Source organism: Saccharopolyspora rosea (assembly GCF_025643595.1).
Lineage (GTDB): Bacteria > Actinomycetota > Actinomycetes > Mycobacteriales > Pseudonocardiaceae > Saccharopolyspora > Saccharopolyspora rosea.
In genome coordinates, this window is sequence record NZ_CP102826.1 from 921920 (window position 1) to 946481 (window position 24562).

General features: G+C 71.5%; 24 protein-coding genes. 13 read left to right on the top strand and 11 right to left on the bottom strand.

Going from position 1 to position 24562, the window contains the following annotated elements; all coding sequences use genetic code 11:
* Positions 1-301: 301 nt before the first annotated feature.
* The 3 genes from NV263_RS04570 (at position 302) to NV263_RS04580 (ending at position 3436) form a co-directional block, all read left to right on the top strand.
* Positions 302-1456, top strand: a complete 1155-nt coding sequence (locus tag NV263_RS04570; protein ID WP_263251287.1) for a DUF2892 domain-containing protein — start codon at positions 302-304, stop codon at positions 1454-1456.
* Between the two features lie 259 nt (positions 1457-1715).
* Positions 1716-2624 (top strand): LysR family transcriptional regulator, encoded by a 909-nt coding sequence (locus NV263_RS04575; RefSeq protein WP_263251288.1) that lies wholly within the window; start codon positions 1716-1718, stop codon positions 2622-2624.
* Positions 2625-2758: 134 nt separating this feature from the next.
* Entirely contained in the window at positions 2759-3436 is a 678-nt protein-coding gene (locus NV263_RS04580) for a DUF1028 domain-containing protein (protein ID WP_263251289.1), read from the top strand.
* A 27-nt stretch (positions 3437-3463) separates the two neighbouring features.
* Here NV263_RS04580 and NV263_RS04585 read toward each other — a convergent pair whose 3' ends face one another.
* The 5 genes from NV263_RS04585 to NV263_RS04605 all read right to left on the bottom strand — a co-directional run bounded on the left by NV263_RS04585 (position 3464) and on the right by NV263_RS04605 (position 9252).
* On the bottom strand, positions 3464-4336 hold the full coding sequence (locus tag NV263_RS04585; RefSeq protein ID WP_263251291.1) for a DUF72 domain-containing protein: 873 nt from the start codon (positions 4334-4336) through the stop codon (positions 3464-3466).
* Positions 4337-4342: 6 nt separating this feature from the next.
* Positions 4343-5494, bottom strand: coding sequence for a cytochrome P450 family protein (locus NV263_RS04590; RefSeq protein WP_263254053.1), 1152 nt, complete (start codon positions 5492-5494; stop codon positions 4343-4345).
* Positions 5495-5693: 199 nt separating this feature from the next.
* A complete protein-coding gene (locus NV263_RS04595) occupies positions 5694-6512 on the bottom strand; it encodes an FAD binding domain-containing protein (protein WP_263251292.1) in 819 nt (272 codons plus the stop codon).
* Positions 6509-6982, bottom strand: coding sequence for a (2Fe-2S)-binding protein (locus NV263_RS04600; protein WP_263251293.1), 474 nt, complete (start codon positions 6980-6982; stop codon positions 6509-6511). Before NV263_RS04600 ends, NV263_RS04595 begins: the two co-directional genes overlap by 4 nt.
* A gap of 11 nt (positions 6983-6993) precedes the next feature.
* Positions 6994-9252 carry a xanthine dehydrogenase family protein molybdopterin-binding subunit gene (locus NV263_RS04605; RefSeq protein WP_263251294.1) on the bottom strand — a complete coding sequence of 753 codons (2259 nt, stop codon included), beginning with the start codon at positions 9250-9252 and terminating at the stop codon, positions 6994-6996.
* 692 nt (positions 9253-9944) lie between these two features.
* On the opposite strand from NV263_RS04605, the gene NV263_RS04610 reads away from it, so the two are divergent.
* From NV263_RS04610 to NV263_RS04625, 4 genes are all read left to right on the top strand, one after another.
* Positions 9945-10238 carry a hypothetical protein gene (locus NV263_RS04610; RefSeq protein WP_263251295.1) on the top strand — a complete coding sequence of 98 codons (294 nt, stop codon included), beginning with the start codon at positions 9945-9947 and terminating at the stop codon, positions 10236-10238.
* A gap of 113 nt (positions 10239-10351) precedes the next feature.
* Positions 10352-11152 (top strand): hypothetical protein, encoded by an 801-nt coding sequence (locus NV263_RS04615; protein ID WP_263251297.1) that lies wholly within the window; start codon positions 10352-10354, stop codon positions 11150-11152.
* A gap of 9 nt (positions 11153-11161) precedes the next feature.
* On the top strand, positions 11162-13054 hold the full coding sequence (locus tag NV263_RS04620) for a fumarate reductase/succinate dehydrogenase flavoprotein subunit (RefSeq protein WP_263251298.1): 1893 nt from the start codon (positions 11162-11164) through the stop codon (positions 13052-13054).
* A 21-nt stretch (positions 13055-13075) separates the two neighbouring features.
* Positions 13076-13822: a succinate dehydrogenase/fumarate reductase iron-sulfur subunit gene (locus tag NV263_RS04625; protein ID WP_263251300.1), complete on the top strand. Its 747-nt coding sequence runs from the start codon at positions 13076-13078 to the stop codon at positions 13820-13822.
* On the opposite strand, the gene NV263_RS04630 is transcribed toward NV263_RS04625, so the two are convergent.
* Genes NV263_RS04630 through NV263_RS04640 form a run of 3 tightly spaced genes read right to left on the bottom strand, consistent with a single transcriptional unit; the run spans position 13780 to position 15724 of the window.
* Complete coding sequence (locus NV263_RS04630) at positions 13780-14127, bottom strand: HvfC/BufC family peptide modification chaperone (protein ID WP_263251302.1); 348 nt, start codon at positions 14125-14127, stop codon at positions 13780-13782. The two genes, NV263_RS04625 and NV263_RS04630, sit on opposite strands and share 43 nt — an antisense overlap.
* Positions 14124-14921: a DUF692 domain-containing protein gene (locus NV263_RS04635; RefSeq protein WP_263251303.1), complete on the bottom strand. Its 798-nt coding sequence runs from the start codon at positions 14919-14921 to the stop codon at positions 14124-14126. The genes NV263_RS04630 and NV263_RS04635 overlap by 4 nt, the downstream gene beginning before the upstream one ends.
* Entirely contained in the window at positions 14921-15724 is an 804-nt protein-coding gene (locus NV263_RS04640) for a TIGR04222 domain-containing membrane protein (protein ID WP_263251305.1), read from the bottom strand. Before NV263_RS04640 ends, NV263_RS04635 begins: the two co-directional genes overlap by 1 nt.
* A 468-nt stretch (positions 15725-16192) precedes the next feature.
* On the opposite strand from NV263_RS04640, the gene NV263_RS04645 reads away from it, so the two are divergent.
* From NV263_RS04645 to NV263_RS04670, 6 genes are all read left to right on the top strand, one after another.
* A complete protein-coding gene (locus NV263_RS04645; RefSeq protein ID WP_263251306.1) occupies positions 16193-16519 on the top strand; it encodes a hypothetical protein in 327 nt (108 codons plus the stop codon).
* Positions 16516-17121 (top strand): DUF3558 domain-containing protein, encoded by a 606-nt coding sequence (locus NV263_RS04650; protein WP_263251308.1) that lies wholly within the window; start codon positions 16516-16518, stop codon positions 17119-17121. The genes NV263_RS04645 and NV263_RS04650 overlap by 4 nt, the downstream gene beginning before the upstream one ends.
* A 37-nt stretch (positions 17122-17158) precedes the next feature.
* Positions 17159-18418, top strand: a complete 1260-nt coding sequence (locus NV263_RS04655) for a hypothetical protein (protein WP_263251309.1) — start codon at positions 17159-17161, stop codon at positions 18416-18418.
* Between the two features lie 2 nt (positions 18419-18420).
* A complete protein-coding gene (locus NV263_RS04660) occupies positions 18421-19242 on the top strand; it encodes an ESX secretion-associated protein EspG (RefSeq protein ID WP_263251311.1) in 822 nt (273 codons plus the stop codon).
* A gap of 344 nt (positions 19243-19586) precedes the next feature.
* The gene (locus NV263_RS04665) at positions 19587-19808 is read left to right on the top strand and encodes a hypothetical protein (RefSeq protein WP_263251312.1); all 222 of its coding nucleotides are present in this window, start codon (positions 19587-19589) and stop codon (positions 19806-19808) included.
* A gap of 203 nt (positions 19809-20011) precedes the next feature.
* Positions 20012-20725 (top strand): VanZ family protein, encoded by a 714-nt coding sequence (locus NV263_RS04670; RefSeq protein WP_263251314.1) that lies wholly within the window; start codon positions 20012-20014, stop codon positions 20723-20725.
* A gap of 109 nt (positions 20726-20834) precedes the next feature.
* On the opposite strand, the gene guaD is transcribed toward NV263_RS04670, so the two are convergent.
* The 3 genes from guaD to NV263_RS04685 form a co-directional block, all read right to left on the bottom strand.
* On the bottom strand, positions 20835-22310 hold the full coding sequence (guaD, locus tag NV263_RS04675) for a guanine deaminase (protein ID WP_263251317.1): 1476 nt from the start codon (positions 22308-22310) through the stop codon (positions 20835-20837).
* A 418-nt stretch (positions 22311-22728) separates the two neighbouring features.
* Entirely contained in the window at positions 22729-23607 is an 879-nt protein-coding gene (locus NV263_RS04680) for an SDR family oxidoreductase (RefSeq protein WP_263251318.1), read from the bottom strand.
* A 175-nt stretch (positions 23608-23782) separates the two neighbouring features.
* The gene (locus tag NV263_RS04685; RefSeq protein WP_263251320.1) at positions 23783-24403 is read right to left on the bottom strand and encodes a DUF305 domain-containing protein; all 621 of its coding nucleotides are present in this window, start codon (positions 24401-24403) and stop codon (positions 23783-23785) included.
* Positions 24404-24562 lie beyond the last annotated feature (159 nt).

Here is a 24562-nt window from a genome sequence, read left to right on the forward strand (position 1 = left end):
GGTGAAGCGGCGTGAGCCGCGTCCTCTTCCGGCGAGTGGTCCCGCAGCCGGCACCGCCGCGGGTTCGGAGACGGGCTCTGAGTTCTGCTCTCTTCGAGGGGAAATCGACCGAACCTGTCGCGGCGGGCTCAGCTGAACCGGTACGGACTCTGGGTGTGCGCGCCACGAAGCGAGTCGAGCCGTCGGGACACCGGTGTCACGACGGTTCGATGCCCGGAACGCCGCTTCGATCCGGCGGGTTCGCGCGCCGAACCGGAACCGGTCCGCGCGTGCGGCGAGGTGCCGGACGCAGGGAGGCGGGATGTTGAACAGCGATCAGAAGGCCAGGCTCCGGGTGCTCTCGGTGTTCGTGGCCGCGGTGTGGGTGGTCCTGGGCGTCACCAACGGCTGGCCGGTGTGGGGGTGGCTGGTGCTGGCGCTGGTGTCGCTGGTGGCACCGTCGCTGGTGGTCCTCGGGATCACCGAGTGGAACCTCAGGCGTGGGGGACCGCGAACACCCGAGCAGCAGGAGGAGATCGTGCCCGAGACTCCGCCGCGGGAGCAGCCGGAACCGCGGTCGCACCCGGTGCAGGACGTGTTGTTGCGCAGCGCTTCGGAGGACTACCAGTTCACCTTCTCCTGCACCGTGTTCTGGCGTCCGCGCCCGGACGCCCCCGGCCTGCCGCACGCGAACCCGGAGGCGCTCGCCGCCGACGCGGTCCTGGACGAGGCCGCCGCACTCGCCGCTGCGGTGCGGCCGGGCGACGCCAGCCGGGCCCGGTACCGGCTGACCAGCGCCCTCGGCGTGCCGCGCGCGGACCGCAGCGGCCGGGTGGAGGCGTGGGCCGATGAGGTGTCGCTGGTGCTGTCGGACCGCGACGCGGCGAGGCTGACCCGGCTGGCCGAGGTGCGCAAGGACGAGGAGGTCTGGGAGTACGAGCGCGCCCACGAGCGCAACGTGCGCGCCTACCTGAGCGAGGAGGTGCTGACGAACCCCGGCAGCGCGCTCGTCTGGTGGCTGGCCGGACCGCGCACGGAGGAGAAGGAACGCGTGGACGAGGCCGTCGCCAGGATCGAGAGCCTGCGCCGGCTCACCGAGGCGGCAGCAGGCGCGGAGTCCGGCGCACCGCGGTTCGCCGGTCTCGCGCACGAGACGTTCCCGGTGGCGGACGGCAACAGGACCCTGGCCGCGCTGCCCTACGTGGTCGCGCCGCCGCCGGGTTCCGGCGGGCAGGCGTTGGAGGAACACGCGCTCGGCCTCGTCGCCGCGTTGCCGGAGGGGCCGGAGCGGGCGCTGTTCGCCCGGCGGCTCGCCGATCTCGTGGCGGCCCAGGGCCACGACGACGTGGCCGAGGACATCCGCCGGTCGTTCGACACCGCCGAACCGGCCACGGACACCCGCCGGTCCTTCGACACCGCCGAACCCGCCGAGGAGGACGCGGTACCCGAACCGCCGGAGGACGCGACCGGGCGCTGACGGCACAGCCTCGGCGCGGACGCGTCGGACGAGGTCGGTTCGTCGTCCGCCGCCACCTTCCCCCGCACCAGCGCCCTGCCGTGCCGTTCGCCCAACGGGACCCGGCCGCGGAGGGTCCGCTCTCGGTCACGCTCCGCCGAAACCGGACCGCGCCAGGACGCGCGGTGGCGTCGCTGGACAGCCCCAGCAGACCTGGGCATCTGGTCAAACGGAAGTACTTGGGGTAAACATCGGAAAATCCGATGGCCGGGAGGCGGGCATGCCGGGCGAACCCCAGTTCACGATCGTGCAGCTGCGCTACTTCGCGGCTGCGGCCGAGTTGGGCAGCATGACCGCCGCGGCCAAGCGCCTCGTCGTCTCGCAGTCGGCGATCTCCACCGCGGTGGCCCACCTGGAACGCGAACTCGGCGTGCAACTGCTGATCCGCCGCCACGCGCAGGGCTTGGCGCTGACCCACGCCGGGGAGCGGTTCCTCCAGGAACTGCGGGGATTCCTCGCGCACGCCGGCGAACTCGCCGACGTCGCCCGGGGGCTCGGTGAGTCGATGGTCGGCGAGGTCAGCGTCGGCTGCTTCCAGACGCTCGGCCCGTTCTACCTGCCGCGGCTGCTCGCCGAGTTCGGCAGGCAGTACCCCTCGGTGCGGGTGTCGGTCCGGGAGGGCGAGCTCGTCGAGCTCCAGCAGGCGCTGCTGTCCGGGGCGTGCGAGCTGGCGCTGCTCTACGACCTGGACCTCGACGAGAACCTCGACACCGAACTGCTCACCGTCGTCCCGCCGTACGTGCTGCTGCCCGCCGACCACCGGCTCAGCGGTGCGGACGGGGTGCGGCTGGCCGACCTCGCGGGCGAGCCCATGGTGCTGCTGGACCTGCCGCACAGCCGCGAGTACTTCCAGGCGCTCGTCCTGCGCACCCAGGTGGAGCCGCTGATCCGGTACCGCACCAGCAACTACGAGACGGTGCGGGCGCTGGTCGCGGCCGGGCACGGCTACGCGATCCTCAACCAGCGACCCGCCGCCGACACCACCTACGACGGCGGCCGGGTGGTGACCCTGCCGCTGCTCGACGAGTCCCCGCCGCTGCCGCTGGTGCTGGCCCGCGTCCGCGGCGTGCGGCTGACCGCGCGGGCCCGCGAGTTCGCCGCCTGCTGCCGCGCGCTGCTGCGCGGATGATCAGCCGCCCGACGTGGGCATTCGGAAAAATTGATGACTCGGTCCAGAAATATCTGCTGTACAGATGGCCCGAGCCGTCCGAGACTCGGTGCGGCAGAACGCCACCGCACGGCAACCGAACGAGGGGAGCAGCTGTGACCTTTTCCATCACCGCCCGATGCGCCCGCACCGGCGCGCTGGGCGCGGCCATCAGCTCGTCGAGCCCGGCGGTCGCGTCCCGCTGCGCGTTCGTGTCACCGACCGCGGGAGCGGTCTGCTCGCAGAACGTCACCGATCCGCGGCTCGGGCCCCGGCTGCTCGGTCTGCTGGAGCTCGGCACGTCCGCGGTCGAGGCGATCGAGCAGGTCGCCTCGACCGAGCCGAACATCGAGTACCGGCAGCTCACCGCGGTCGCCCCGGACGGCGAACCGGCGGTGCACTCCGGGAGGAACGCGCTGGGCACCTACGGCGCGGTGGTCGGCGAACACTGCGTCGCCGCGGGGAACCTGCTCGCGTCCGAGGGCGTGCTCGACGCGATGGTGGAGGCGTTCGACGCCGACGACTCCGCGCCGCTGGCGCGGCGGCTGCTGACCGCCATGACCGCGGCGCTCGCGGCCGGCGGCGAGGAGGGGCCGGTGCACTCCGCCGGGGTGCTCGTCGCGCACGACGCGCCGTGGCCGGTCGTCGACCTGCGGGTGGACTGGACCGAGGGTGATCCGATCGCGGAACTGGTGTCGCTGCTGGACATCTGGGAGCCGCAGCAGCACGACTACGTCCAACGTGGACTGAACCCGGCCGCGGCGCCGAGCTTCGGCGTCCCGGGGGACCAGTGATGACCGCGACCGCCGACGACGAGCGGGTCAGCGGCAGCGTTCGGCGAGGGCCATCGCGTCGTGCGGGGCGTGGGCCTTGATGTCGTTGTCGAAGTAGACGTAGACGTCCCGGCCCCGCACCCGGCGGGCCGGCGGGGCCGCGGTGTGCTCGGTGCGCGGGCTCTCGCCCGCGCGCCAGGCGCGGACCAGCCGCGCCCAGTGGTCCAGCGCCTCGGCGGTGTAGCCGCTGGCGTACAACTCCTCGGCGCCGTGCAACCGGACGTAGACGAAATCGCTGGTCACGTCCTCCAGGTACGGCCAGTCGCCGGCCGCGTCGGCGACGACCAGGCCGATGTCGTGCTCGCGGAGCAGCCGCACCGCCTCGGCGCACGCGAAGCTCGGGTGCCGGACCTCCAGCGCGTGCCGCATCGGCCGGTCGGCGTCGGTCTCGGTGAGCGCGCGGCCGGCCAGCCGCTCGTCGTGCCGGGACGCCAGCGCGGCGGCCTCACCGGTGCTGCGCGGCAGCAGGTCGAAGAACGCCGCCAGCCGGGCGGAGTCGAAGCCCAGCGACGGCGGCAGCTGCCACAGCAGCGGGCCGAGCTTGGGGCCGAGGGCGAGCACGCCGGAGGCGAAGAAGTTCGCCAGCGGCACCTCGGCGTCCCGCAGCTTCTTCATGTGCGTGATGAACCGGCTGCCCTTGACCGCGAACAGGAAGTCGTCCGGGGTCTGCGCCGCCCAGCTCCGGTAGTGCTCCGGCCGCTGCAACGAGTAGAAGGACGCGTTGAGCTCGGCTGAGCCGAGCTTGCTCGCCAGGAACTCCAGCTCAGCGCCGCGCCGGAGGTCGCGCGGGTAGAACGCGCCGTGCCACGGCCCGTAGACCCACCCCGATGTGCCGATCCGGATCCTGCACCGCGATCCCATGACCCCTCAGGGTAGGTCCGGGTCCAGGACGACGGGCAGCGAGAGCAGCCCGCGGTTGCGGAAGGAGTTCCGCCACCGCAGCTCGTCCTCCGGCACCGCGAGCGCCAGGTTCGGGAAGCGCCGCAGGAGCGATCCGAGCCCGATCTCCACCTCCATCCGGGCCAGCGAGGCGCCCAGGCAGTAGTGCGGGCCGTGCCCGAAGCCGAGGTGCTGGTTGTCCGGCCGGTGCGGGCAGATCCGCTCGGGAGCTTCGAAGCGGTCCGCGTCGTGGTGCGCCGACACCAGCGACAGCATGACCGTCGCCCCCGCCGGGATCGCCACCCCGCCGATCTCGATGTCGCGCACCGGGAACCGGCGGATCGCCAGCTGCGGCGGCGGGTCGAACCGGATCAACTCGTCCACTGCGGACTCGTCGACGACCTCCACCGCCCCGGGCTGGGACAGCATCGCGACCAGGCCGTTGCCGAGCAGGTTCACCGTGTTCTCGTAGCCCGCGAACAGCACCAGGAACGCCGCCGAGGTCAGCTCGTCCTCGCTGAGCCGGTCCTCGGCGCGCAGCGAGATCAGCGTGCTGAGCAGGTCGTCGCCGGGGCGGGCGCGCTTGGCGGCGACGAGGTCGAGCAGGTAGCGGTGCAGCGAGCCGAGGGCGGCGCGGGCCTGCTCGGGGCTCTCCGGCGCGAGCAGGGTGTCGGTCCACGACCGGAAGTCCGGCCGGTCGGCGGCGTCCACGCCGAGCAGTTCGCAGATCACGGTGATCGGCAGCGGCGCGCAGAACGCGGGCAGCAGGTCCACCTCGCCGTCCAGCCCGGCCAGCAGCTCGTCGGTGATCTCCTGGACGCGGGGCCGCAGCCGCGCGATGCGGCGCGGCGCGAACGCCCGGCCGATGATGCGGCGCAGCCGCGCGTGCTCCGGGCCGTCCATGTTCAGCAGGTTCGCGTCGAGCTCGGGCGGCAGCGAGAAGCCCCGGTACCCGTCGCGCGAGTGCCGCTTGTCCAGCGACAACCGGGGATCGGCGAGCGCGGTGCGCACGTCCGCGTACCGGGTCACCAGCCAGACGTCCGTGCCGTCGGGCGCGACGGCGCGGTGCACCGGGCCCTCCTCGCGGAGGCGGGCGTAGGTGGCGTGCGGAGCGGTGGCGAAGGCGGAGTCGATCTTCATCGGCACCCGTCCGAATCTACCGGGCGATCAGGCCGGAAGCGGGTGAAGACGTGCGCCTCGCCGCGGAGGAGGCCGGTGGGGCGGCAACCCCACCGGCCGCACCGCTAGCGCGTGTTTTATAAGCGGCGCCAGCCGCTTTCTCTTTCGGTGAGTGGTCTCGCCACCGGCACCGCCGCGCACAGCACTTCCGGAACACTCCCTAGGCGCGCGCCCGCGCCGCTTCCAGCGCGCGGCGCACGAGCACCGTCGCCAGGTGGCGCCGGTATTCGGCGCTCGCGCCCGGCTCGTCGGGCGGCGACGTGTCCTCGGCGGCCCGTTCGGCTGCCTCGGCCGGGCTCGCCCCGGCGGCCAGGGCCGCCTCGACGCCGCGGGCGCGCATCGGTGTCGGCCCCATGTTGACCAGCCCGACCCGGTCGCCGGCGACCGCGACGCCGACCACCGCCCAGTCGATGGCGCGCTTGGTGAACTTCTGGAAGTCCCAGCCCTGCCCGGAGTTCTTCGGCACCCGGATCTCGGTGAGCAGTTCGTCCTCGCCGAGGTCGGTCTCGAAGAAGTCCCGGAAGAACCCGGTGGCTGGCACCTCGCGGCTGCCGGACGGCCCCCGCACGACCAGCACGGCGTCCAGCGCCAGCACCACCGCGGGCAGGTCGGAGGCGGGGTCGCCGTGGGCGAGCGACCCGCCGATCGTGCCGCGGTGGCGGACCTGCGGGTCGCCGATGGTGCCCGCGGCGTGCGCCAGCAGCGGGACCTCCCGGGCCAGCAGCGCGGAGTTCGCCAGGTCGTGGTGCCGGGTCAGCGCGCCGATGCTGACGTGCTCGCCGTCGTCGCGGACGTGGCTGAGGTCGGTCAGCCCGCCGAGGTCGACGAGCACCTCGGGCACCGACAGCCGCAGCTTCATCAGCGGCAGCAGCGAGTGCCCACCGGCGAGCAGCTTGGCGTCGTCGCCGTGTTCGGCGAGCAGGCTCAGCGCCTCCTCGACGGAGCCGGCTTTGCGGTAGGTGAACGCGGCGGGGATCATTCGGCCGTCCCGGTCTGCTCCGCGGCCGCGGCGAGCACGGCCTCGACGATGTTGTGGTACCCGGTGCACCGGCAGAGGTTGCCCTCCAGGCCGTTGCGCACGTCGCTCTCGCTGGGTTTCGGGTTCTCCCGCAGCAGCGACACCGACGCCATGACCATGCCCGGCGTGCAGAACCCGCACTGCAGCCCGTGGTGCTGCTGGAAGGCGCGCTGCACGGGGTGCAGCTCCGAGCCGTCGGCCAGCCCCTCGATGGTGGTCACGGAGCGGCCGTCGGCCTGCGCGGCGAGCACGGTGCAGGACTTCACCGACTCGCCGTCGAGCAGCACCGTGCAGGCGCCGCACGACGTGGTGTCGCACCCGATGTTGGTGCCGGTCAACCCGCAGTTGTCCCGCAGGTGGTGCACGAGCAGCGTGCGGTCCTCGACCTCGTGGTCGCGCTGCTCGCCGTTGACGGTGATGGAAACGCGCACTGAGTAGCTCCTCAAGCCTGGTCGATGGCGCTCCACACCCGTTCGGGCGTGGTGGGCATGTCGATGTGCCGGACGCCGAGGTGGGACAGCGCGTCGATGACGGCGTTGTGCACCGCGGGCGTCGCACCGATGGTGCCCGCCTCGCCGATCCCCTTGACGCCCAACGGGTTCAGCGTGGTGGCGGTCTCCATGGTCAGCAGTTCGAAGCGGGGCAGCTCGGCGGCCGTGATGAACGAGTAGTCGGCGAGGCTGGCGTTCTGCGGGTTGCCGTCGGCGTCGTAGGACATGACCTCCAGCAGCGCCTGCGCCGCGCCCTGCGCGATGCCGCCGTGCCGCTGCCCCTCGGTGAGGACCGGGTTGACGATCCGCCCGGCGTCGTCGACGGTGACGTGCCGCAGGTGCCGCACCGCGCCGGTCTCGGTGTCCACCTCGACGACGGCGAGGTGGGTGCCGAACGGAAACGTCGGCCGGTCTTCGGTGAAGTGCACGTCGGCGGCCAGCCCGCCTTCGGCGCGCTGCGCCAGCTCCGCCCACGTGACGCCGACGTTCGGCGTGCCGCGCACCCGCCAGCGACCGTCGACGATCTCCAGGTCGGACTCGTCGATCTCGATGGTCTCGGCGGCGAGCCGGCGCCCCTTCTCCAGCACGTCGACCGTGGCCCGGTGCACCGCGGACCCGCCGAGCTGCAGCGACCGCGACCCCATGGTGCCGACGCCTTCCGGGATGCGGTCGGTGTCGCCGTGCACCACCTCGATGCGGTCCAGGTCGATGCCGAGCTGGTCGGACACCAGCATCGCGTACGAGGTCCAGTGCCCCTGCCCGTGCGGCGAGCTGCCGGTGAGCACCAGCACGCTGCCGTCCGGGCGGACCTCGACGTGCCCGGTCTCGCCCTCGGCGTTGTTCGGTGCGGTGATCTCCACGTAGCTGGCCACGCCGATGCCCAGTTGCAGCGGCGAACCCGCCGCGCGGCGCCGGGCCTGCTCGGCGCGCAGCCCCCGGTAGTCGGCGGCTTCCAGGACGGCGTCCAGCGCCCGCACGTACTCGCCGGTGTCGTAGACCGCCCCGCCGGGCGTGGTGTAGGGGAACTGCTCGGGGCGGATCAGGTTGCGGCGCCGCACCTCGGCGGGGTCGGCACCGATCTCGGCGGCGAACAGGTCCACGGCGCGTTCGATCGCCGCGGTGGCCTCCGGCCGTCCGGCGCCCCGGTAGGCGGCGACCGGCGTGGTGTTGGTGACCACGCACTGCGCGGTCGACTCGACCCGCGGGATGTCGTAGACGCCGCTGACCATCAGCCTCGTGAACACCGGCAGGAAGGCGCCCATCCGGGGATAGGCGCCGACGTCCTGCACCAGCTCCAGCCGGTAGGCGCGGATCCGGCCGTCGCGGTCGCCGCCGATGGTGACCCGCTGCCGCTGGGCGCGGCCGTGGGTCATCGCGACGAGGTTCTCGCCGCGGCTCTCCACCCAGCGCACCGGGCGGCCCACCCGCCGGGACAGCCACGCCAGCAGCGCGGCCTCCTGGTCGATGCCGATCTTGGCGCCGAACCCGCCGCCGACGTCCGGCGTGATGACCCGGACCTGTTCGGCGGGCAGCCCCAGGTCTGCCATGAGCGCGTCCCGGCAGGACTGCGCGTTCTGGTTCGACAACCACACCGTCACCTTGTCGCCGTCCCACGCGCAGGCGGCGGAGCGCACCTCCAGCGGCGCGGGGGCGAGCCGCTGGTTCTCGACGCGCCGGGTGACGACGACCTCGCAGTCGTCGAACAGCGTCTCGTCGACGGTCCCGGCCGAGCCGGTCAGGTTGGTGCCCACCTCCGGGAACAGCAGCACCTCGTCGCGCAGCGCGTCGTCGACGTCCACCACGGCGTCCAGCGGGTCGTAGTCGACCGACACCAGTTCGGCGGCGTCCTCGCCCGCGGCGCGGGTCTCGGTGAGCACGACGGCGACGGGCTCGCCGACGTAGCGAACGACGTCCCGCGCCAGGTGGGGCCGCGACATGGCGTCGGGCGGCGGACCGCTCAGGCCGCCGTCCGGCGGCAGCGGCGGCAGGTCGACGTCCGAGCCGGTGAACACGGCGACCACGCCGTCCAGGGCGCGGGCCTCGTCGGCGTCGATCTCGGTGATGCGGGCGTGCGCCATGGGGCTGCGCACGTAGGTGACGTGCAGGGCGCCGTGCAGCGCCGGTTCGCGCAGGTCGTCGACGTAAGTGCCGCCGACGGTGAGGAGACGCGGGTCCTCGCGGCGTTCGACCCGCGTACCAAGGATGCTCAATGCTGCCTCGCAGTGGATGACGGAACCAGGCGAGTCCGCCGACTCGCACCTCGCGCGTGGTGGTTCGTGCTCGGGGCACCTCCGGTCGTTCTCCCAGTCGCCGAGCCCGGCGAAGCCCGGTTTCCCGCCAGCGTTGCACGGCGGCGGCGCCGCCACAATGGAGTCCCACGAGGACTTCCAACGTCCACAATGGACTGTGCGGCACCGTTCTCCGGGTTTCACCAGGCCGCCGGGCCGCCGGTCCGCATCCCGGACGACGTCCGGGGTTTCGGCCACCGCGTCGGCGACGGCACTCCGGCTCGGGCGCTGCGCCCCGGCCTCGTTCCGCCGGTTCGGCCGGGCGCTGCTCGGAGTGGACCAATGCCGGCGCCCTTCCGGCGCAGCGACGTCCGGTTGCGCCGTCGGCGACGAGGTGGCGCGCCGCCGCTCGGCCCCGCCCCACTCCCGTCCACAGAGGACTCATCGCCGATCGGCGACCGGAGTCCGTCCGATGCGCACCCGCCGTCGGCATCGCGCGGGAACCGGCCCGCTCCGGAGGCGGCGGATTTGGCTAGACCTTTGGCGCAAACCCAGCCGCGGCACCCCGCTCGGGCGAATTGCCGGAGATCGGATGTGTGGCACTTGTCACATTACGCCGTTGGGGGCAGAGTCAGATCCGAAGGCAGCCACCTTGAGCGGAAGAGGTGTTCGGCATGTCCCCGATGACGACCGAGCTGACCGAGCTCCAGCGGGTGCTGGGCCAGCTGCGCAGCAGCGTCGGCGCGCTGCGCGCCCGCTACGGCGACGCCCCGGCCGTCCGGCGGATCCGCAACGACGTGGAACGGCTCGACATCGACGTCGCCGAGCTGTCCGGCGCGCTGCCCGACCAGCGGCGCGGCGCGAGGACCGCCGGCGAGGACGTCGTCATCGTGCCCGACACCCCGTACGACCCCTCGCTGTGGCGCGACGCCGACGACGAGGGGGTGGGCGGCCAGGCCCCGCAGTGACGTCCGATCGGGTTGCGCTCGCCCGCGACCCGTGCCCGGGCGCGCCGCACTGATCCACAATGATCCTTTCGAGGTGAGCACTGTCGGACACCCCACGACGACGAGGTCTGCGCATGTCCGCTCCCACGACCGCCACCGGCCGGGCACGGCTGTCCGTGCGAACGCTGCGCACCGACCGGTGGTGGCTGCCGCCCCTGGTCACCTTCCTGGCGCTGCTGGCCTTCGTGATCTACGGCGTGATCCGCGCCTTCATGAACCGCTGGTACTGGGTGCCCGAGTACCACTACCTGGCGCCCTTCTACTCGCCGTGCCTGAGCGACTCCTGCGTGCCCGGGTCCAGCCACTGGGGCCGCTGGCTGCCCGACCTGGCGCCCTGGATCCCGCCGCCGATCTACGTGCTGCCGTTCGTGCTCGGCTTCCGGCTGACCTGCTACTACTACCGGAAGGCGTACTACCGGTCGTTCTGGGCGTCGCCCCCGGCGTGCGCGGTCACCGAACCGCACCGCCGCTACACCGGCGAGACCCGGTTCCCGCTGATCATGCAGAACGTGCACCGCTACTTCTTCTACGCGGCGCTGATCGTGGCCGCGGTGCTGACCTACGACACGGTGATCGCCTTCCACGGGGCCCGCGGCGGGGTCGGCGTCGGCCTCGGCACCGTGCTCATGGTCGTCAACGTGGTGCTGCTGTGGTCGTACACGCTGTCCTGCCACTCGTGCCGGCACCTGGTCGGCGGGCGCATCAACCACTTCTCGAAGCACCCCGTGCGCTACTGGCTGTGGACCAAGGCCACCTGGCTCAACGCCCGCCACATGCTGCTGGCGTGGTCGTCGCTGGTGTCGGTGGCGGTGGTCGACCTCTACGTGATGTTGGTGGCCAGCGGCGCCTTCCCGGACCCGAGACTGATCAACTAAAAGGACGCGATGGTGGAGATCGAGCGGCACGACTACGACGTGGTGGTGATCGGCGCCGGTGGTGCCGGGCTGCGCGCCGCGATCGAGACGCGCTCCCGGGGGCTGCGCACCGCGGTGGTGTGCAAGTCGCTGTTCGGCAAGGCGCACACCGTGATGGCCGAGGGCGGCATCGCGGCCTCGATGGGCAACGTCAACTCCCGCGACAACTGGCAGGTGCACTTCCGCGACACCATGCGCGGCGGGAAGTTCCTGAACAACTGGCGCATGGCGGAGCTGCACGCGAAGGAGGCCCCGGACCGGGTCTGGGAACTGGAGACCTACGGCGCGCTGTTCGACCGCACCGCCGACGGCCGGATCAGCCAGCGCAACTTCGGCGGCCACGAGTACCCCCGCCTGGCGCACGTCGGCGACCGGACCGGCCTGGAGCTGATCCGCACCCTCCAGCAGAAGGTGGTTTCGCTCCAGCAGGAGGACCACGCCGCCTCCGGCGACTACGAGGCGCGGATCAAGGTGTTCCAGGAGTGCACGGTCACCGAGCTGCTGCGCGACGGCGACCGGATCGCCGGCGCGTTCGCCTACTGGCGCGAGACGGGCCGGTTCGTGCTGTTCCGGGCCCCGGCGGTCATCCTGGCCACCGGCGGGATCGGCAAGTCCTTCAAGGTCACCTCGAACTCCTGGGAGTACACCGGCGACGGGCACGCGCTGGCGCTGCGCGCCGGGGCGTCGCTGATCAACATGGAGTTCGTCCAGTTCCACCCGACGGGCATGGTCTGGCCGCCGAGCGTGAAGGGCATCCTGGTCACCGAGTCGGTGCGCGGTGACGGCGGGGTGCTGCGCAATTCCGCCGGCGACCGGTTCATGTTCGACTACATCCCCGAGGTGTTCAAGGACAACTACGCCGACAACGAGGCCGAGGCCGACCGCTGGTACACCGACCCGGACAACAACCGGCGCCCGCCCGAGCTGCTGCCGCGCGACGAGGTCGCCCGCGCCATCAACAACGAGGTCAAGGAGGGCCGCGGCTCCGAGCACGGCGGCGTCTTCCTGGACGTGGCGACCCGGCTGTCCACCGAGGAGATCACCCGGCGCCTCCCGTCGATGCACCACCAGTTCAAGGAACTGGCCGATGTGGACATCACCGCCGAGTCCATGGAGGTCGGACCCACCTGCCACTACGTGATGGGCGGGGTGGAGGTCGAGCCGGACACCGCGGCGTCGCGGGTGCCCGGCCTGTTCGCCGCCGGGGAGGTCGCGGGCGGGATGCACGGCTCCAACCGGCTCGGCGGGAACTCGCTGTCGGACCTGCTGGTGTTCGGCCGCCGCGCCGGGATCGGCGCGGCCGACTACGTCGGCGGGCTCGCCGCCCGCCCGGAGATCGGCGAGTCCGATGTGGACCACGCCGCGCGCGGCGCGCAGGAACCGTTCGACGCCGACACGGGTTCGGCGGGCGAGAACCCGTACGGCCTGCACGCCGAACTGCAGCAGGTGATGAACGACCTCGTCGGCATCATCCGCCGCGGCGAGGAGATGCGGCAGGCGCTGGAACGGCTCCACGAGCTCAAGGCCCGCTCCGCCCGCCTGGCCGTGGAGGGCAACCGGCAGTTCAACCCGGGCTGGCACCTGGCGCTGGACCTGCGGAACATGCTGCTGGTCAGCGAATGCGTCGCCCGCGCCGCGCTGCTGCGAACCGAAAGCCGCGGCGGGCACACCCGCGACGACCACCCGTCCATGGAGTCGCAGTGGCGGCGCCGCCTGCTGGCCTGCTCCGTGATCGGCGACCGCGTCGAGGTGGTCGAGGAGGAACAGCCCCCGATGCGCGAGGACCTGCTGTCGCTGTTCAAGCTGGAGGAGCTGCGCAAGTACTACACCGAAGAGGAGCTGACCGAGGTTCCGGCGAGCTGACCGCCGCGAGGGAGGACTCTCATGGGATACCAGGCGCACTTCCGGGTGTGGCGCGGCGCGGCCGACGGCGGCGAGCTCCGCGACTACACCGTCGAGGTCAACGAGGGCGAGGTCGTGCTCGACATCATCCACCGGCTGCAGGCCACGCAGTGCCCGGACATGGCGGTGCGGTGGAACTGCAAGGCCGGCAAGTGCGGTTCGTGCTCGGCGGAGATCAACGGCCGTCCGCGGCTGATGTGCATGACGCGGATGTCCACTTTCGACCGGGACGAGACGATCACGGTCACGCCGATGCGGACCTTCCCGGTGATCAAGGACCTCGTCTGCGACGTCTCCTACAACTACGTCAAGGCACGGGAGGTCCCCGCGTTCCGGCCGCCGGAGGACCTGGAACCGGGCGACTACCGGATGCGGCAGGTCGACGTGCAGCGCTCGCAGGAGTTCCGCAAGTGCATCGAGTGCTTCCTGTGCCAGAACACCTGCCACGTGATCCGCGACCACGACGAGAACAAGCAGGCGTTCTCCGGTCCGCGTTTCCTGATGCGCGTCGCGGAACTGGAGATGCACCCGCTCGACACCGCCGAGAACCGGCCCGAGGAGTCGCGCGGCGACCACGGCCTGGGCTTGTGCAACATCACCAAGTGCTGCACGGACGTCTGCCCGGAGAACATCAGCATCACCGACAACGCGCTGATCCCGCTCAAGGAGCGCGTCGCCGACCGCCGCTACGACCCGATCCTGCGCCTCTTCCGGCGGAAGAAGGACTGACGTCGGCGCGCGGGCACCAACCCGCGCCCGGCGAGCCAGTCGTGGAACGCCTCCGCGTCGCCGCGGTCGGCGGCCGTGCGGCGCGGGTTGTCCCGGCAGTACTCCTCGGCCAGGGCGGCGAACTCCTCGCCCAGCCGGTCCACCAGTTCCGGGCACCGCTTCGCGAGCACGCCGCGCCGCTTGGCGACCAGCATGCGCGCCTGCAGGTCCAACCGGTCGGCGTCGAATCCGGGCGGTGCCTGCCCGCCCGCGAGCAGGGCGTCGAGCAGCGCGGCCTGCCGCGCCGCGAGGTCGTCCCGGCTCACCGCCGCACCACCCGGCGGATCGCCGCCAGCTCCGCGGCGAGTTCGTCGTCCGACGGGTAGCGGTCGTCGCGCTCCAGCAGGACGCCCGGCGGGCGGACGCGCTCGCACAGCTCCCCGAGCAGGTCCAGGACCTCGGGCAGGACCGGGTGCGCGTGGGTGTCGTGGTAGACGCCGTCGCGCCACACCCCGCCCGCGATGTGCACGTACGCCACGTGGTCGAGCGGCACCCCGGCGAGGAACGCGGTCGGATCGGTACCGATGTTGTGCGCGTTCGCGTACAGGTTCGCGACATCGACGATCAGGCGGCAGCCGGTGCGTTCCACGAGTTCGGCGAGGAAGCGCTCCTCGGTCAGCTCCGCGTCGGGCCAGTCGACGAGCGCCGCGATGTTCTCCAGCGCCAGCGGCACCGGGAGTTCCGCCTGGGCGGCCCGGACGTTGGCGACCAGCACGTCGAGCGCCTCCCGGGTGCGCGGCACCGGCATGAGGTGCCCGGCTTCCAGCCCACCGGCGCGCACGAACGCCACGTGGTCCGACACCAGCGGCGCCGCCAACGCCTCCGCCACCCGGGCGAGGTGCCGCACCGGAGCTGGGTCGAACGGCTCGGCGCCGCCCAGCGACAGCGTCACCGCGTGCGGCAGCACCGGGGTACCGCGCTCGCGCAGCAGGCGGAGCGACTCGGGCAGCCGGTCCGGGCGGACGGCTTCGGCGACCACCTCGACGAAGTCGGCGCCGAGCCGCTCCACGGTCAGGTCGATCTCGCTGCGCCAGCCGATGCCGACGCTCGTGGGACGCATCACGGGCCACCACCCCCGCAGCCGCCGCCTCCGCAGCCGCCACCACCGTCGCCAGCGGGCCCACCGCCGCCGGCGCCGGAGCCGACGAGGGACGGGCCGAGCAGCGCAGCGATCTGCCGATCCGGGTACGCCCGAAGTCCGCGGAGCGCCACCCGGTGCGCGGCGGACTGCCCGGTGGACGGCCCCGCGGCGCGCTGGCCGGCCGTCGTGCGCCGCAGTCCCCGGGCCAGCCCGCGCAGCACGACCCACACCATCGCGGTGACGATCAGCTCCATCACGAGGAAACCCACCGGGTACCGGTGCGTGGCACCGTTGATCGCCCGCACGACACCGACGACGCCGAGCAGCGGCACCAGCCACGCCGACGCCACCACCACCGATCTCCGCTTCGCGGTCACGAGCAGTCCCCGCGCCACCAGCTCGTCCTCGATCGGGTCGGTGAGCCCCCGGGCCCGGAAGTGGTCGCGCAGGATCGCCATCGTCGTCCCGACACCGCTGTTGGCCAGCACCTCGTGCTCGAACGCATCGCGCGGCCGCGCGGCGGCGGTCGCGTGCAGCAGGCGGGACCGGTCCACTCGCAGCGCCCCGGATTCCACCAGCCCCGCGACCACCGCGTCGACGACCCGGTTCGCACCGCCGCGCAGGTACGCGAGTTCGTGGAGGCCGAGATCACGGCCGTCGACGGGTGCGGGAGGACGCCGCGCCCACGCGCGGACGGCGGCGAAGGCAAAACAGGCGCACACCAACAAAACCGCGTAGAGCAGGAGGAATTGCGGTCCGCTCAGACCCCACGGTCGTCCCACGTTTCTCGCCCCCGAATCATGCGTGCCGCGGGCATGCTAGCGATCGGGTGCCTGTGCCGGACCGGAAAGCCGAAATCGGCCGGGCACCACCGCGGACCGCCAGTGGCGTTCGCGTTCGGCTTCAACGTCGGGTCTGCTCGCGGCCGGAGGTGACCTCCCCGGCCCTCGAACTGCTTCGCCCGGTCGGGATGGGAACCACGGCCGGTCGAACCGGTCGAGCTCGGCCGAAACCCTGCGCCCGACCAGCTCGTCAAGACCTCCGCGGCCTCCGGAGTGGAACCTTTAGCGGTTCGTTGCGCTGCCGTGATGACAATGCGGCACGCGAGTGAATGACGGGATGGCGGTCGTGCCCTGTAGAGTGACCACGCTCATAGTGCGAGTAGGTCTGACTTGCTGTGATCACTCCTGGTGATCGTAGAGGATGGGCCGGTAAATAGCTCGTGGTACGCCCAGAGGGGGAGCGTAGACATGACAGGGTTCGGTGTCGATCCGGACGCGCTTCGTGGTGCGGTCAACAAGCTGAAGGGCATCAGGCAGCAAGCTATGGACCTGCGTAGGGGTGCGAGCCGTGTCCAACCGGGCGAGTTGACGGCGGACGACCCCTACACCGCCGAGGCGCGACGCAAAATCCAAGAGCGCGCGACCGGGGAGAACGGGTCGTTGACGATGGTTGCCAAGGCTTTGGCCGACAAGCTCACCGAGAAGATCGACGCTTACGAGGCGACTCTCAGGGAGTACGGGGCGGCTGACGATCACGCCACTGTGGGCCACCGCAACGTCGACCGTCAGGCATGATTCAGACCGTGGCTATGAAGAAAATCATGTTCAAGTACAGTGCAACTTTCGGTGCGGCGCTCGCGTTGGTGGGTGGCTTGGCTGCCTGTGGCACCAACGGTGGCGGCGCTGGAGAAGCCCAGCCGCCACAACCGCAACCCAGTGCCGCGCCGAAAATCCCCGACCCCAAAGACGCCTCCGCGGTGCCTCGATGTGGTCTGCTTTCTCCTGAAGCTGCTTCGTCGCTCGGGCTAGCGGTACCAGGCGAAGAACGTCCTGATCCAGTGGATCCGAAAGCGCCCTCCCCGTGCAATTGGAAGACCAAGGACGACGGCGGGGAAGTGGCGCTCACTCCGATCGACAACCGGTCGCTCCAGGAGTACCACGACAACAGGTCTAAGTACGCCGACTTCAAGGATTTGAGCGTGGCTGGCCACCCTGCGGTGGAAGCCAACCAGGGGGATCCGGTGCAGGTGGGTTCCTGCGACATCTTCCTCGCGACGAAGGACGGCCAGGTGTTGTCGTCTCAGGTGGACCTTTACAACAACCAAGGGAAGAATCCCTGCGAGTTGGCACAAAAGGCGCTTGAAGCAGCAGTTCCTGCTTTGCCTGCGGCCAAATGAGTAGCTTGGGGGCTGTCGTATGACGATGATGTGTTACGTGGGCAGAGCCAAGGACTACCGGAACCAAATGGCCGGTTCGCCCGAAGCCACCCATCTGAAGAAGCCGACGGACACCGGTGTCGACAAGTGGAACGGTGTTTCGAACTCCTTCAGCCGAATGGTCGACGACATCAAGGATGCGATCAACGCTGCCGAAGGGGCGCACAGCGGGCGTGCCGCGGAAGCGGCAAGGGCATCAATCGATGAGATCACGCCGCACGCGCGTGCTGCGTCGGAGACCGCCAAGGGCGTGGGGAAAGCCCTGACGGACCAGATCAACAACCAGAACCAGGCATTCGAAGCTCTTCCCCGGCAAGGCGAGAAGCTTCCGGACGGGAAGGACGTGCAGCTGGATCCGCCGCAGAAGGGGTGGGTCGAGGACTGGGGGCTGGACAAGTTCGGGCCGACCAGTTGGATGAGCGACTACGAGGACAAGCAGCAGGCTTTCCAGGCGACGAACGACCACGCCGAAGCCGTGATGCAGCGGTACCAGGCGCAGACGAACTCCGTCATCGGGCAGGTGCCGGAGTTCAAGCCGGTTGACCAGCCCGCGCCGCCGCAGCAGCCGCCGCCGGGGTCGGGGATGCCGGATGCTTCCAGCCACATGGCCGGGAGCCACATGAGCACTCCGTCCGTGTCCGGCTCGCCGGCCGGGACCTCGTCCGCGTGGGCGTCCGGAGCCGGTGGCGGGGGTGGGGCCGGGGCCGTGCACCTGCCTTCCGGTGGTTCTTCGGGTGTGCCCGCGGGGACGCAGTCGGCTTGGGCTTCGACGCCCTCGGCGCCTCCCGGCGTCGTGCAGGGTCCGGACGGGACGATGTACCGGCAGAACCCGCAGACCGGGGAGTGGGAGCGGCAGAACCCCTACAACGGGCGCTGGGCGCCGTCGCCGAACGGCGGGCCGGGCGGTTCCGGTCGTGCCGGGGGTGCGGGCGGCGCCGGCGGTGCTCGCGGCGCCGGCGGGTTCGGGCGCGGTGGTGCCGGAGCGCGCGGCGGCGGGCAGATCGGTGCCGGGGGTCGTGCCGGGGCCGGTGGTGTCGGCCAGGGCTCGGCAGGTTCGGGCAGCGGGTCGTCGGCGTCCGGCGGGCGCGGCAGCGGGCCGATGGGCGGTGCCGGTGCCGGCCGCGGTGGCCAGAAGGGCGAGGACGACCAGGAGCACAGCCGTCCCAGTTGGCTCACCGAGGAGGAGGACGTGTTCACCAACGACATGCAGCGCGTCGCTCCGCCGGTCTTCGGTGACTGGTCCAACGGGGGGCGCTGAGCGTGTCCCGTCGTGAGATCAGCCTGCCGCCCGAGGCGGCGAGCTACCTGTGCAAGCGCTTCGACCTGCAGCTGCACCCGCTGCTGCGGGTCGGGTGGTTGCCGGTCGACGCGACGGAGGAGGACCACCGCCGGGCCACTGACCTCGCGCGGGAACAGCTGACCCGGCAGGGCCTGTTGGAGCTCGACGATCTGCACCCGTTCCTGGAGGACGCCGTGCAGCTGATCGCCCGCCCGCCGTTGGCGGTCGGCGTCGCCGTGCTGAAGCGGGACGGCGAGAGCTTCAACGCCGTGCTCGTCGAGCAGGGCCGCAGCACCATCCAGGCGTACCAGCCGGACGGCGAGTCCGCCGAGGAGCTGCGGGAGATCCGCCTCTGCCGCCACGAGTACGGCGGGCCGGTGGGCAACGCGGTCAACCTGCTCGGGCGGCTCCCGGCCGCGCACGGCGCTTCGGTGTCCGTGCAGGCCGACCAGCTCGACGCGGTGAGCAAGCGGATGGCCGCGGGCGAGAGCAGCGTGCTGTCCGCTCTCGCCGGCTGCGGCATCCGCGGGTCGGACGCGCAGGTGCTCGCGAAGGCGTTCAGCGCCAAGCGGGTGATGGACGGCGTGCTGACCGTGCGGGCGTACGACCAGAAGGTGCGGCGCATGCACACGCTGCCGTACAACCTCCAGTTCTTCGTCACCGAGGAAGGCTGCTTCATGATGCAGCGGCGGTCGGACCGCGAGGGGCGCGAGTGGTTCACGCTCGCACCCGCCGACAGCCGCAAGCTGATCGCCAAGGTCGACGAGATGGTGAAGGCGTTGACCGCACCCGCCCGGGTCTGAACCCGGCCTCCTCCGCGAGCCCCCGTCCACAGTGGACGGGGGCTTTCGCTTTTTTCGCTTCCTTCCCGGGTTACCCGTTGTTCACGATCGTGGGCCCCATCCGGCGGGATGTGGGAATTGTGGTAATTACTCGCCCTGCTCGGTGAACCCCTCCGTTGTGCGCGCTCCGAAATCCCAGCTGAGGGCGCATTCACGATGTTGATCACTCCTCTGTGGACAGAGATCTGGGAACTGGCGGGTTCTTGCCAGTGCTGGGACCGTTCGTGGCGCGGCCGTTATGTTCGGGCCGCAACCGAGTTGAGCCCGGATCTTTATCCAACCTGTTGGCGTGACGGAGGTGACCCATGCGGAAACCGTTCGGCGGTACCGGCCCGTACCGGTCCGCCGACCGCGCGCCGCTGCTGGTGGCGGTTCCGGTCGGCGGTTGCACGCCGCGCGTCGATATCACCGGGAGAGGTGACCTCCGCGCGTGGTCGCACCGGGTGAATCCCGACGTCGCCGCCCGAGCGGCGATGCACCCGGCCGCCGGTGGGACCGTCCCGGACCTGCCGCGTCCCGGCCCCTGATCGGCGGGACGCGGCGGGCTCGGCCGGGGCCCGGGCCCCGTCTGCCCCGAGGCGGTGCCCGGGCCCCGCCAAACCGCTGATCCGGCAGGTCAACGCCGACCGCTGTGGACGACGACTTCGGACCGTTTTCCCGGATCCGCGTTCCACTGTGGACGCGGCCCCGGCTGGTGCTGGCGCTGACGGCCAGAGGAAGTGCGGCGAAGGTGCTTCAGATTCTGCAGACGTTCGACGGGCTGGTGCCTGCGGTCGTCGTGACGCCCCTGGTGGCGGTCGTGGTGTGGCTGGTGTCGGTGCTCGTGCGCGGTCGGCGGAACGCGCGGGGTCCGCTGGTGGATGCCGCGCTCGCGGCGGCCGTGCTGGGCGTGGGGATCCTCGTGCTCACCCCGCAGCACACCGTGGCGGAGCGGGTCCAGCTCGACATCGGCGAGGACGTCACCGCCGCCCTGGTCGCCGCGCCCGGCGACTCGCTGCCCTGGTTCCAGCTGGCGGGGAACCTGGTGCTGCTCATGCCGCTGGGGGCGCTCGCGCCGCTGCGCGTCGGGTGGCTCGACAACATCGGCCGGATCGCGTTGGCCGCGCTGGCGCTGTCGACCTCGATCGAGCTGACCCAGTTCTTCTTCGTCGCGGGCCGGGTGGCCTCCACCGACGACATCGTGCTCAACACGATCGGCGGCACGATCGGTGGATTGCTGGTCCGCCCGCCGTGGGGGCGCCCGGCGACCGCGGGGTCGCGGCCTGCGGCTCCGGAGCCGGTGCAGCGGCCCGCCACGAGCGCCGGACGACCGCAGCACGGCATCACCGGTGACAACGACCAGACCGTGTGGTCGTTGATCGCCCGCCTCGAACAGGAGCGGCGCCGGGAGTTCGCCCGACCGCGGGAACGGGATCCGGTGCTCAGCGAGTCGCGAACTCCCTGACCGCCGAAGGGCGAGGACGGCGGGCGGAAGTCCACATCGGACTTGCCGCTCCGCCGTCCTCCATTGTTGATCCACTGTGGAAGGTTGAGAGGGGACCGCCGCCAGTGGATCAGGACGGCAGTTGGACGCCCGCCGGGCGGTCGTACTTGCGCTGGCCCAGCACGTAGGTCGCGCGGACGGCGCGTTCATCGCCGAGGGTCATGAGGGCGAACAGCCGTTCCTGGAAGTCCTTGGCGACGTCCATGCGGCGCTTGAGCACCGGAGTAGCCGCCCAGTCCAGGACGGTGAAGTCCGCCTCCTTGCCCACCTGGAAGTTCCCGATCCGGTCGGAGACGTAGAGCGCTTCCGCACCGCCGAGGGTGGCCAGGTAGAAACCGCGCATCGCCGGGAGCTTCTGCTGCTGCAGCGCGAGCACCTTGTACGCCTCGTTCAGCGTCGCCAGCAGCGAGTAGGAGGTGCCCGCGCCGATGTCGGTGCCCAGGCCGACGCGGACTCCGGCGCCGCGGGCCGCGTCCAGGTCGAACAGCCCGCTGCCGAGGAACAGGTTCGACGTCGGGCAGAACGCGATGCTCGAACCGGTTTGCGACAACCGCGTCCGGTCCTGGTCGTCGATGTAGATGCTGTGCGCGTACACCGAGCGGTTGCCCAGCATCTGGTACCGGTCGTAGACGTCGATGTAGGACCGGCCGCCGAACAGCTGGTGGACGGTGTCGACCTCCTCCTTGTTCTCCGCGGCGTGCGTCTGCAACCACAGGTCCGGGCGCTCGTGGTAGAGGCGGCCGACCATCTGCAGCAGCTGCTCGGTGGACGACGGCGCGAAGCGCGGTGTGATCGAGTACGTCAGGCGGTCCTTCTGGTGCCACCGGTCGATCAGCTCGCGGGTGTCGGCCTCGGCCTGTTGCACGCTGGCGTCCTTGAGGTCCGGCGGTGCGTACGGCTCGCGGTCCATGAGGACCTTGCCCGCGAGCATCCGCATGCCGCGCGCCTGCGCCTCCTGGAAGAAAGCGTCCACAGAGGTCTTGTGCACCGTGGGGTGCACGGTCGCGGTGGTCGTCCCCGCCGCGAGCAGCGTGTCGAGGAACAGGCCGGAGATCATCCGGGAGTGCTCGGCGGAGCTGAACGCCTTCTCCGCCGGGAACACGTACTTCTGCAACCACTGGAGCAGTTGTTCGCCGTAGCTGGCGATGACGTCGACCTGGCTGGCGTGGATGTGGGCGTCGACGAACCCGGGCACGACCAGGTTGCCGCGGTGGTCGATGGGGGTGGCCCCGTTGCCGAGTTCCGGCGGGACGTCCTGCTCCGCGCCGACCCACTCGACGTGCCCGTCGGCGCCGACCACCAGCGCGCCCGGGTCGAACAGCTGCCACGCCTGCGGGTCCGGCTGCGTGCCCGGGTCGCGCAGGAAGTGCAGGACGGTGCCGTACACGATGGTGCGCGACTGCCGCGGTGCGCGGGGCGCCGCCTGCGCCCCGCCCGCGGTGAGCCCGCCCAGCGCCGTCGGGACCGCGACGGCGCTGATTCCGGCCAGGAATCCACGTCGGCCCAACCGGGGGAACGGGAAATCGCGCGCGTCGTTTCCGCTCATCGTCACCAAATGCCTTTCACTCGGCTGCCGAGCGCGGTGGGAACACCGCGCCGTACACGCGCCGGCGCCATTCGAAGCACCGGCGGACCCGACCGCCGGGAAATCGGGTGAAAATGCGCCCGCAGGGGCGAAGGGAAATGCTCGAAGTGCCCGCCGGTGCTCCCTCCGGTTCGGTGTGCGCTGCTCATGTCAGCTGTTGAGGGTCGTGCGCCGCCGGGTGCCGCACTCCGTCGAGCGGTGCGCGATCGCGGTCGCGCACCGGTCTCGATCAGGTGCGCAGAAAACTAGTGGGCGCGCATGAAGGGCGTCAACGCGGTTCGCCGGAATTGGGCTGGACGGAGAACGGGGGTGCCAGTGAAACGCCGCATTCCGGAGTGGTCTCGCGGAATGCGGCGTCCCTGGGCCGTAAGGAGCATTCTCAGTCGCGGGACTGCAGTTCCTGGTTGCGTTGGCTGAACGAGCGGCCGAGTGCTGCGACCTCCGCTTCCATCCGCGGGACCAGCCGGCGCGTCGTCGGCAGCATCAGCCGCTCCACGAGGCGGGAGGCGGGCAGGTTGCGCAGCCAGTGCATCAGCATGATCGTCCGCGGCACGTAGACGCGGCGGGCGCGGCGCTCGACGCCCTCGGCGAACAGCCGGGCGCACTCCTCGACGCTGGTGGTCGCGCGCATCGGCCAGGGCAGGCGCTTGCGCAGCTCGCCGAAGGTGCCGAGATCGCCCGCGGCGTCGCGGACCAGATCGGTGTCGATCCACGACGGGTGCGCGCTGCCGACCGACACGCCCAGGTGCATGACCTCCGAGTGCAGCGCGCTGGCCAACGCCTCCGCGCCCGCCTTGCTCGCGGTGTAGGCGGCCATGCCGCCGACCGGGGTGAACGCGGACAGCGACGAGACCACCAGCACGTAGCCGCGCCGCTCGATCAGGTGCGGCAGGGCGGCGCGCACCGTGTGGAAGACGCCGTTGAGGTTGACGTCGACGGTCCGCACGAAGGCCGCCGGGTCGGTGCCGCGCACGGTGCCGAACGGGGCGATGCCGGCGTTGGCGATCACCACGTCGAGATGCCCGAACCGCTCGACGGTCCGGTCCACGGCGGCGCGCACCGACCCGGGGTCGGTGACGTCCGCCTCGGTCCAGAAGTGCTCGTCGCCGAGCTCGGCGGCCACCGCCGCGAGCTCGTCGGGTTCCAGTCCGGCCAGCGCGAGGCGGGCGCCCCGCCGGGCGAGTTCGCGGGCGGTCTGCGCGCCGATTCCCCGGGCGGCACCGGTGATCAGGACGACCTTGCCGGACAGCTTCGGCATGAGCACTCCCTCGTGTCTACTGGCCAGTAGGCTACTGATAGTAGGTTCTTCCGGAGGGATCGCCAAGGGGCCGCTGACCAGGTCCGGGCAACAAAAAACCCGCGCGATCGTTCGCGCGGGTTCCGCCTGCCACGTGCGCCTTCCCGGAGGCCGCCCGGGAAGGCGCACGTGCGCGTCAGCTCAGGGCGTTGAGGTCGTTCAGCGCCTGCTGCTGGTCGGAGACGACCTGCTCGGCGAGATCGCGGAGCTGCTTGGCCGAGCCCTCCTCCAGCTCGGTCTGGGCCAGCTGCACCGCGTTCTGCTGCAACGACACCATGGCCTGCTGCCACTGCGCGTCGAAGGCGGCGCCGCGCAGCTGCGCGAGCTGCTGGAGCTGCTGCTGGGTCTGCAGGCCGCGGCCGTCGGTCTGGTCGGCGTCGTCCTCCGGCGCGCTGCCGGACTGCTGGCCGGCCGCCGAGCCCAGCCACGAGGTGACCGCGTCCAGCTGCGACTTGGCCTGCTGCTGAAGCTGTGCGGCGAGCGCCTTGACATTCGGCTTCTCCGCGTTCTGGCTCGCCATCGAGGCCAGCTGCAGCACCTGCTGGTGGTTGTTCAGCAGCTGCTGCGCGAACTCGCGGTCGGTCGCGGTGTGATCGCCGTCGGAGCCCTGCGCGTCCGCGCCCGCGTTCTGCTGCGCGGTCGCCGGTGGCGGCGTGCCGGGTGCCGGGGGCTGGTCGCTCGGTCCCTCATTCGGCGTGCAGCCCGCGAGTGCGAGACCGCCGGCCAGCACGGCGCCGATGATCGTGCTCCTCCGCACGTGCTTCCCCTCCACGGTGTGGTGGTCGTCGTCCCAGGGCGGCCCCGCGATCGATGGAAGCTGATCTGAAGAAGGGCTGCCGGACCTCTCGCTCCGTAGGCTAACCGGCGTGTCCCCGGGTGTTGCGAGCGACATCGGGCATTCGGCGCGCCCGCTCGG

Coding starts and splice junctions, on each gene's coding strand:
- NV263_RS04610 (WP_263251295.1), top strand. CDS start 9,945: ATGTCCCCGATGACGACCGAGCTGACCGAGCTCCAGCGGGTGCTGGGC.
- NV263_RS04575 (WP_263251288.1), top strand. CDS start 1,716: ATGCCGGGCGAACCCCAGTTCACGATCGTGCAGCTGCGCTACTTCGCG.
- NV263_RS04645 (WP_263251306.1), top strand. CDS start 16,193: ATGACAGGGTTCGGTGTCGATCCGGACGCGCTTCGTGGTGCGGTCAAC.
- NV263_RS04680 (WP_263251318.1), bottom strand. CDS start 23,607: ATGCCGAAGCTGTCCGGCAAGGTCGTCCTGATCACCGGTGCCGCCCGG.
- NV263_RS04650 (WP_263251308.1), top strand. CDS start 16,516: ATGATTCAGACCGTGGCTATGAAGAAAATCATGTTCAAGTACAGTGCA.
- guaD (WP_263251317.1), bottom strand. CDS start 22,310: ATGAGCGGAAACGACGCGCGCGATTTCCCGTTCCCCCGGTTGGGCCGA.
- NV263_RS04585 (WP_263251291.1), bottom strand. CDS start 4,336: ATGGGATCGCGGTGCAGGATCCGGATCGGCACATCGGGGTGGGTCTAC.
- NV263_RS04615 (WP_263251297.1), top strand. CDS start 10,352: ATGTCCGCTCCCACGACCGCCACCGGCCGGGCACGGCTGTCCGTGCGA.
- NV263_RS04595 (WP_263251292.1), bottom strand. CDS start 6,512: ATGATCCCCGCCGCGTTCACCTACCGCAAAGCCGGCTCCGTCGAGGAG.
- NV263_RS04620 (WP_263251298.1), top strand. CDS start 11,162: ATGGTGGAGATCGAGCGGCACGACTACGACGTGGTGGTGATCGGCGCC.
- NV263_RS04570 (WP_263251287.1), top strand. CDS start 302: ATGTTGAACAGCGATCAGAAGGCCAGGCTCCGGGTGCTCTCGGTGTTC.
- NV263_RS04635 (WP_263251303.1), bottom strand. CDS start 14,921: ATGCGTCCCACGAGCGTCGGCATCGGCTGGCGCAGCGAGATCGACCTG.
- NV263_RS04590 (WP_263254053.1), bottom strand. CDS start 5,494: ATGAAGATCGACTCCGCCTTCGCCACCGCTCCGCACGCCACCTACGCC.
- NV263_RS04665 (WP_263251312.1), top strand. CDS start 19,587: ATGCGGAAACCGTTCGGCGGTACCGGCCCGTACCGGTCCGCCGACCGC.
- NV263_RS04625 (WP_263251300.1), top strand. CDS start 13,076: ATGGGATACCAGGCGCACTTCCGGGTGTGGCGCGGCGCGGCCGACGGC.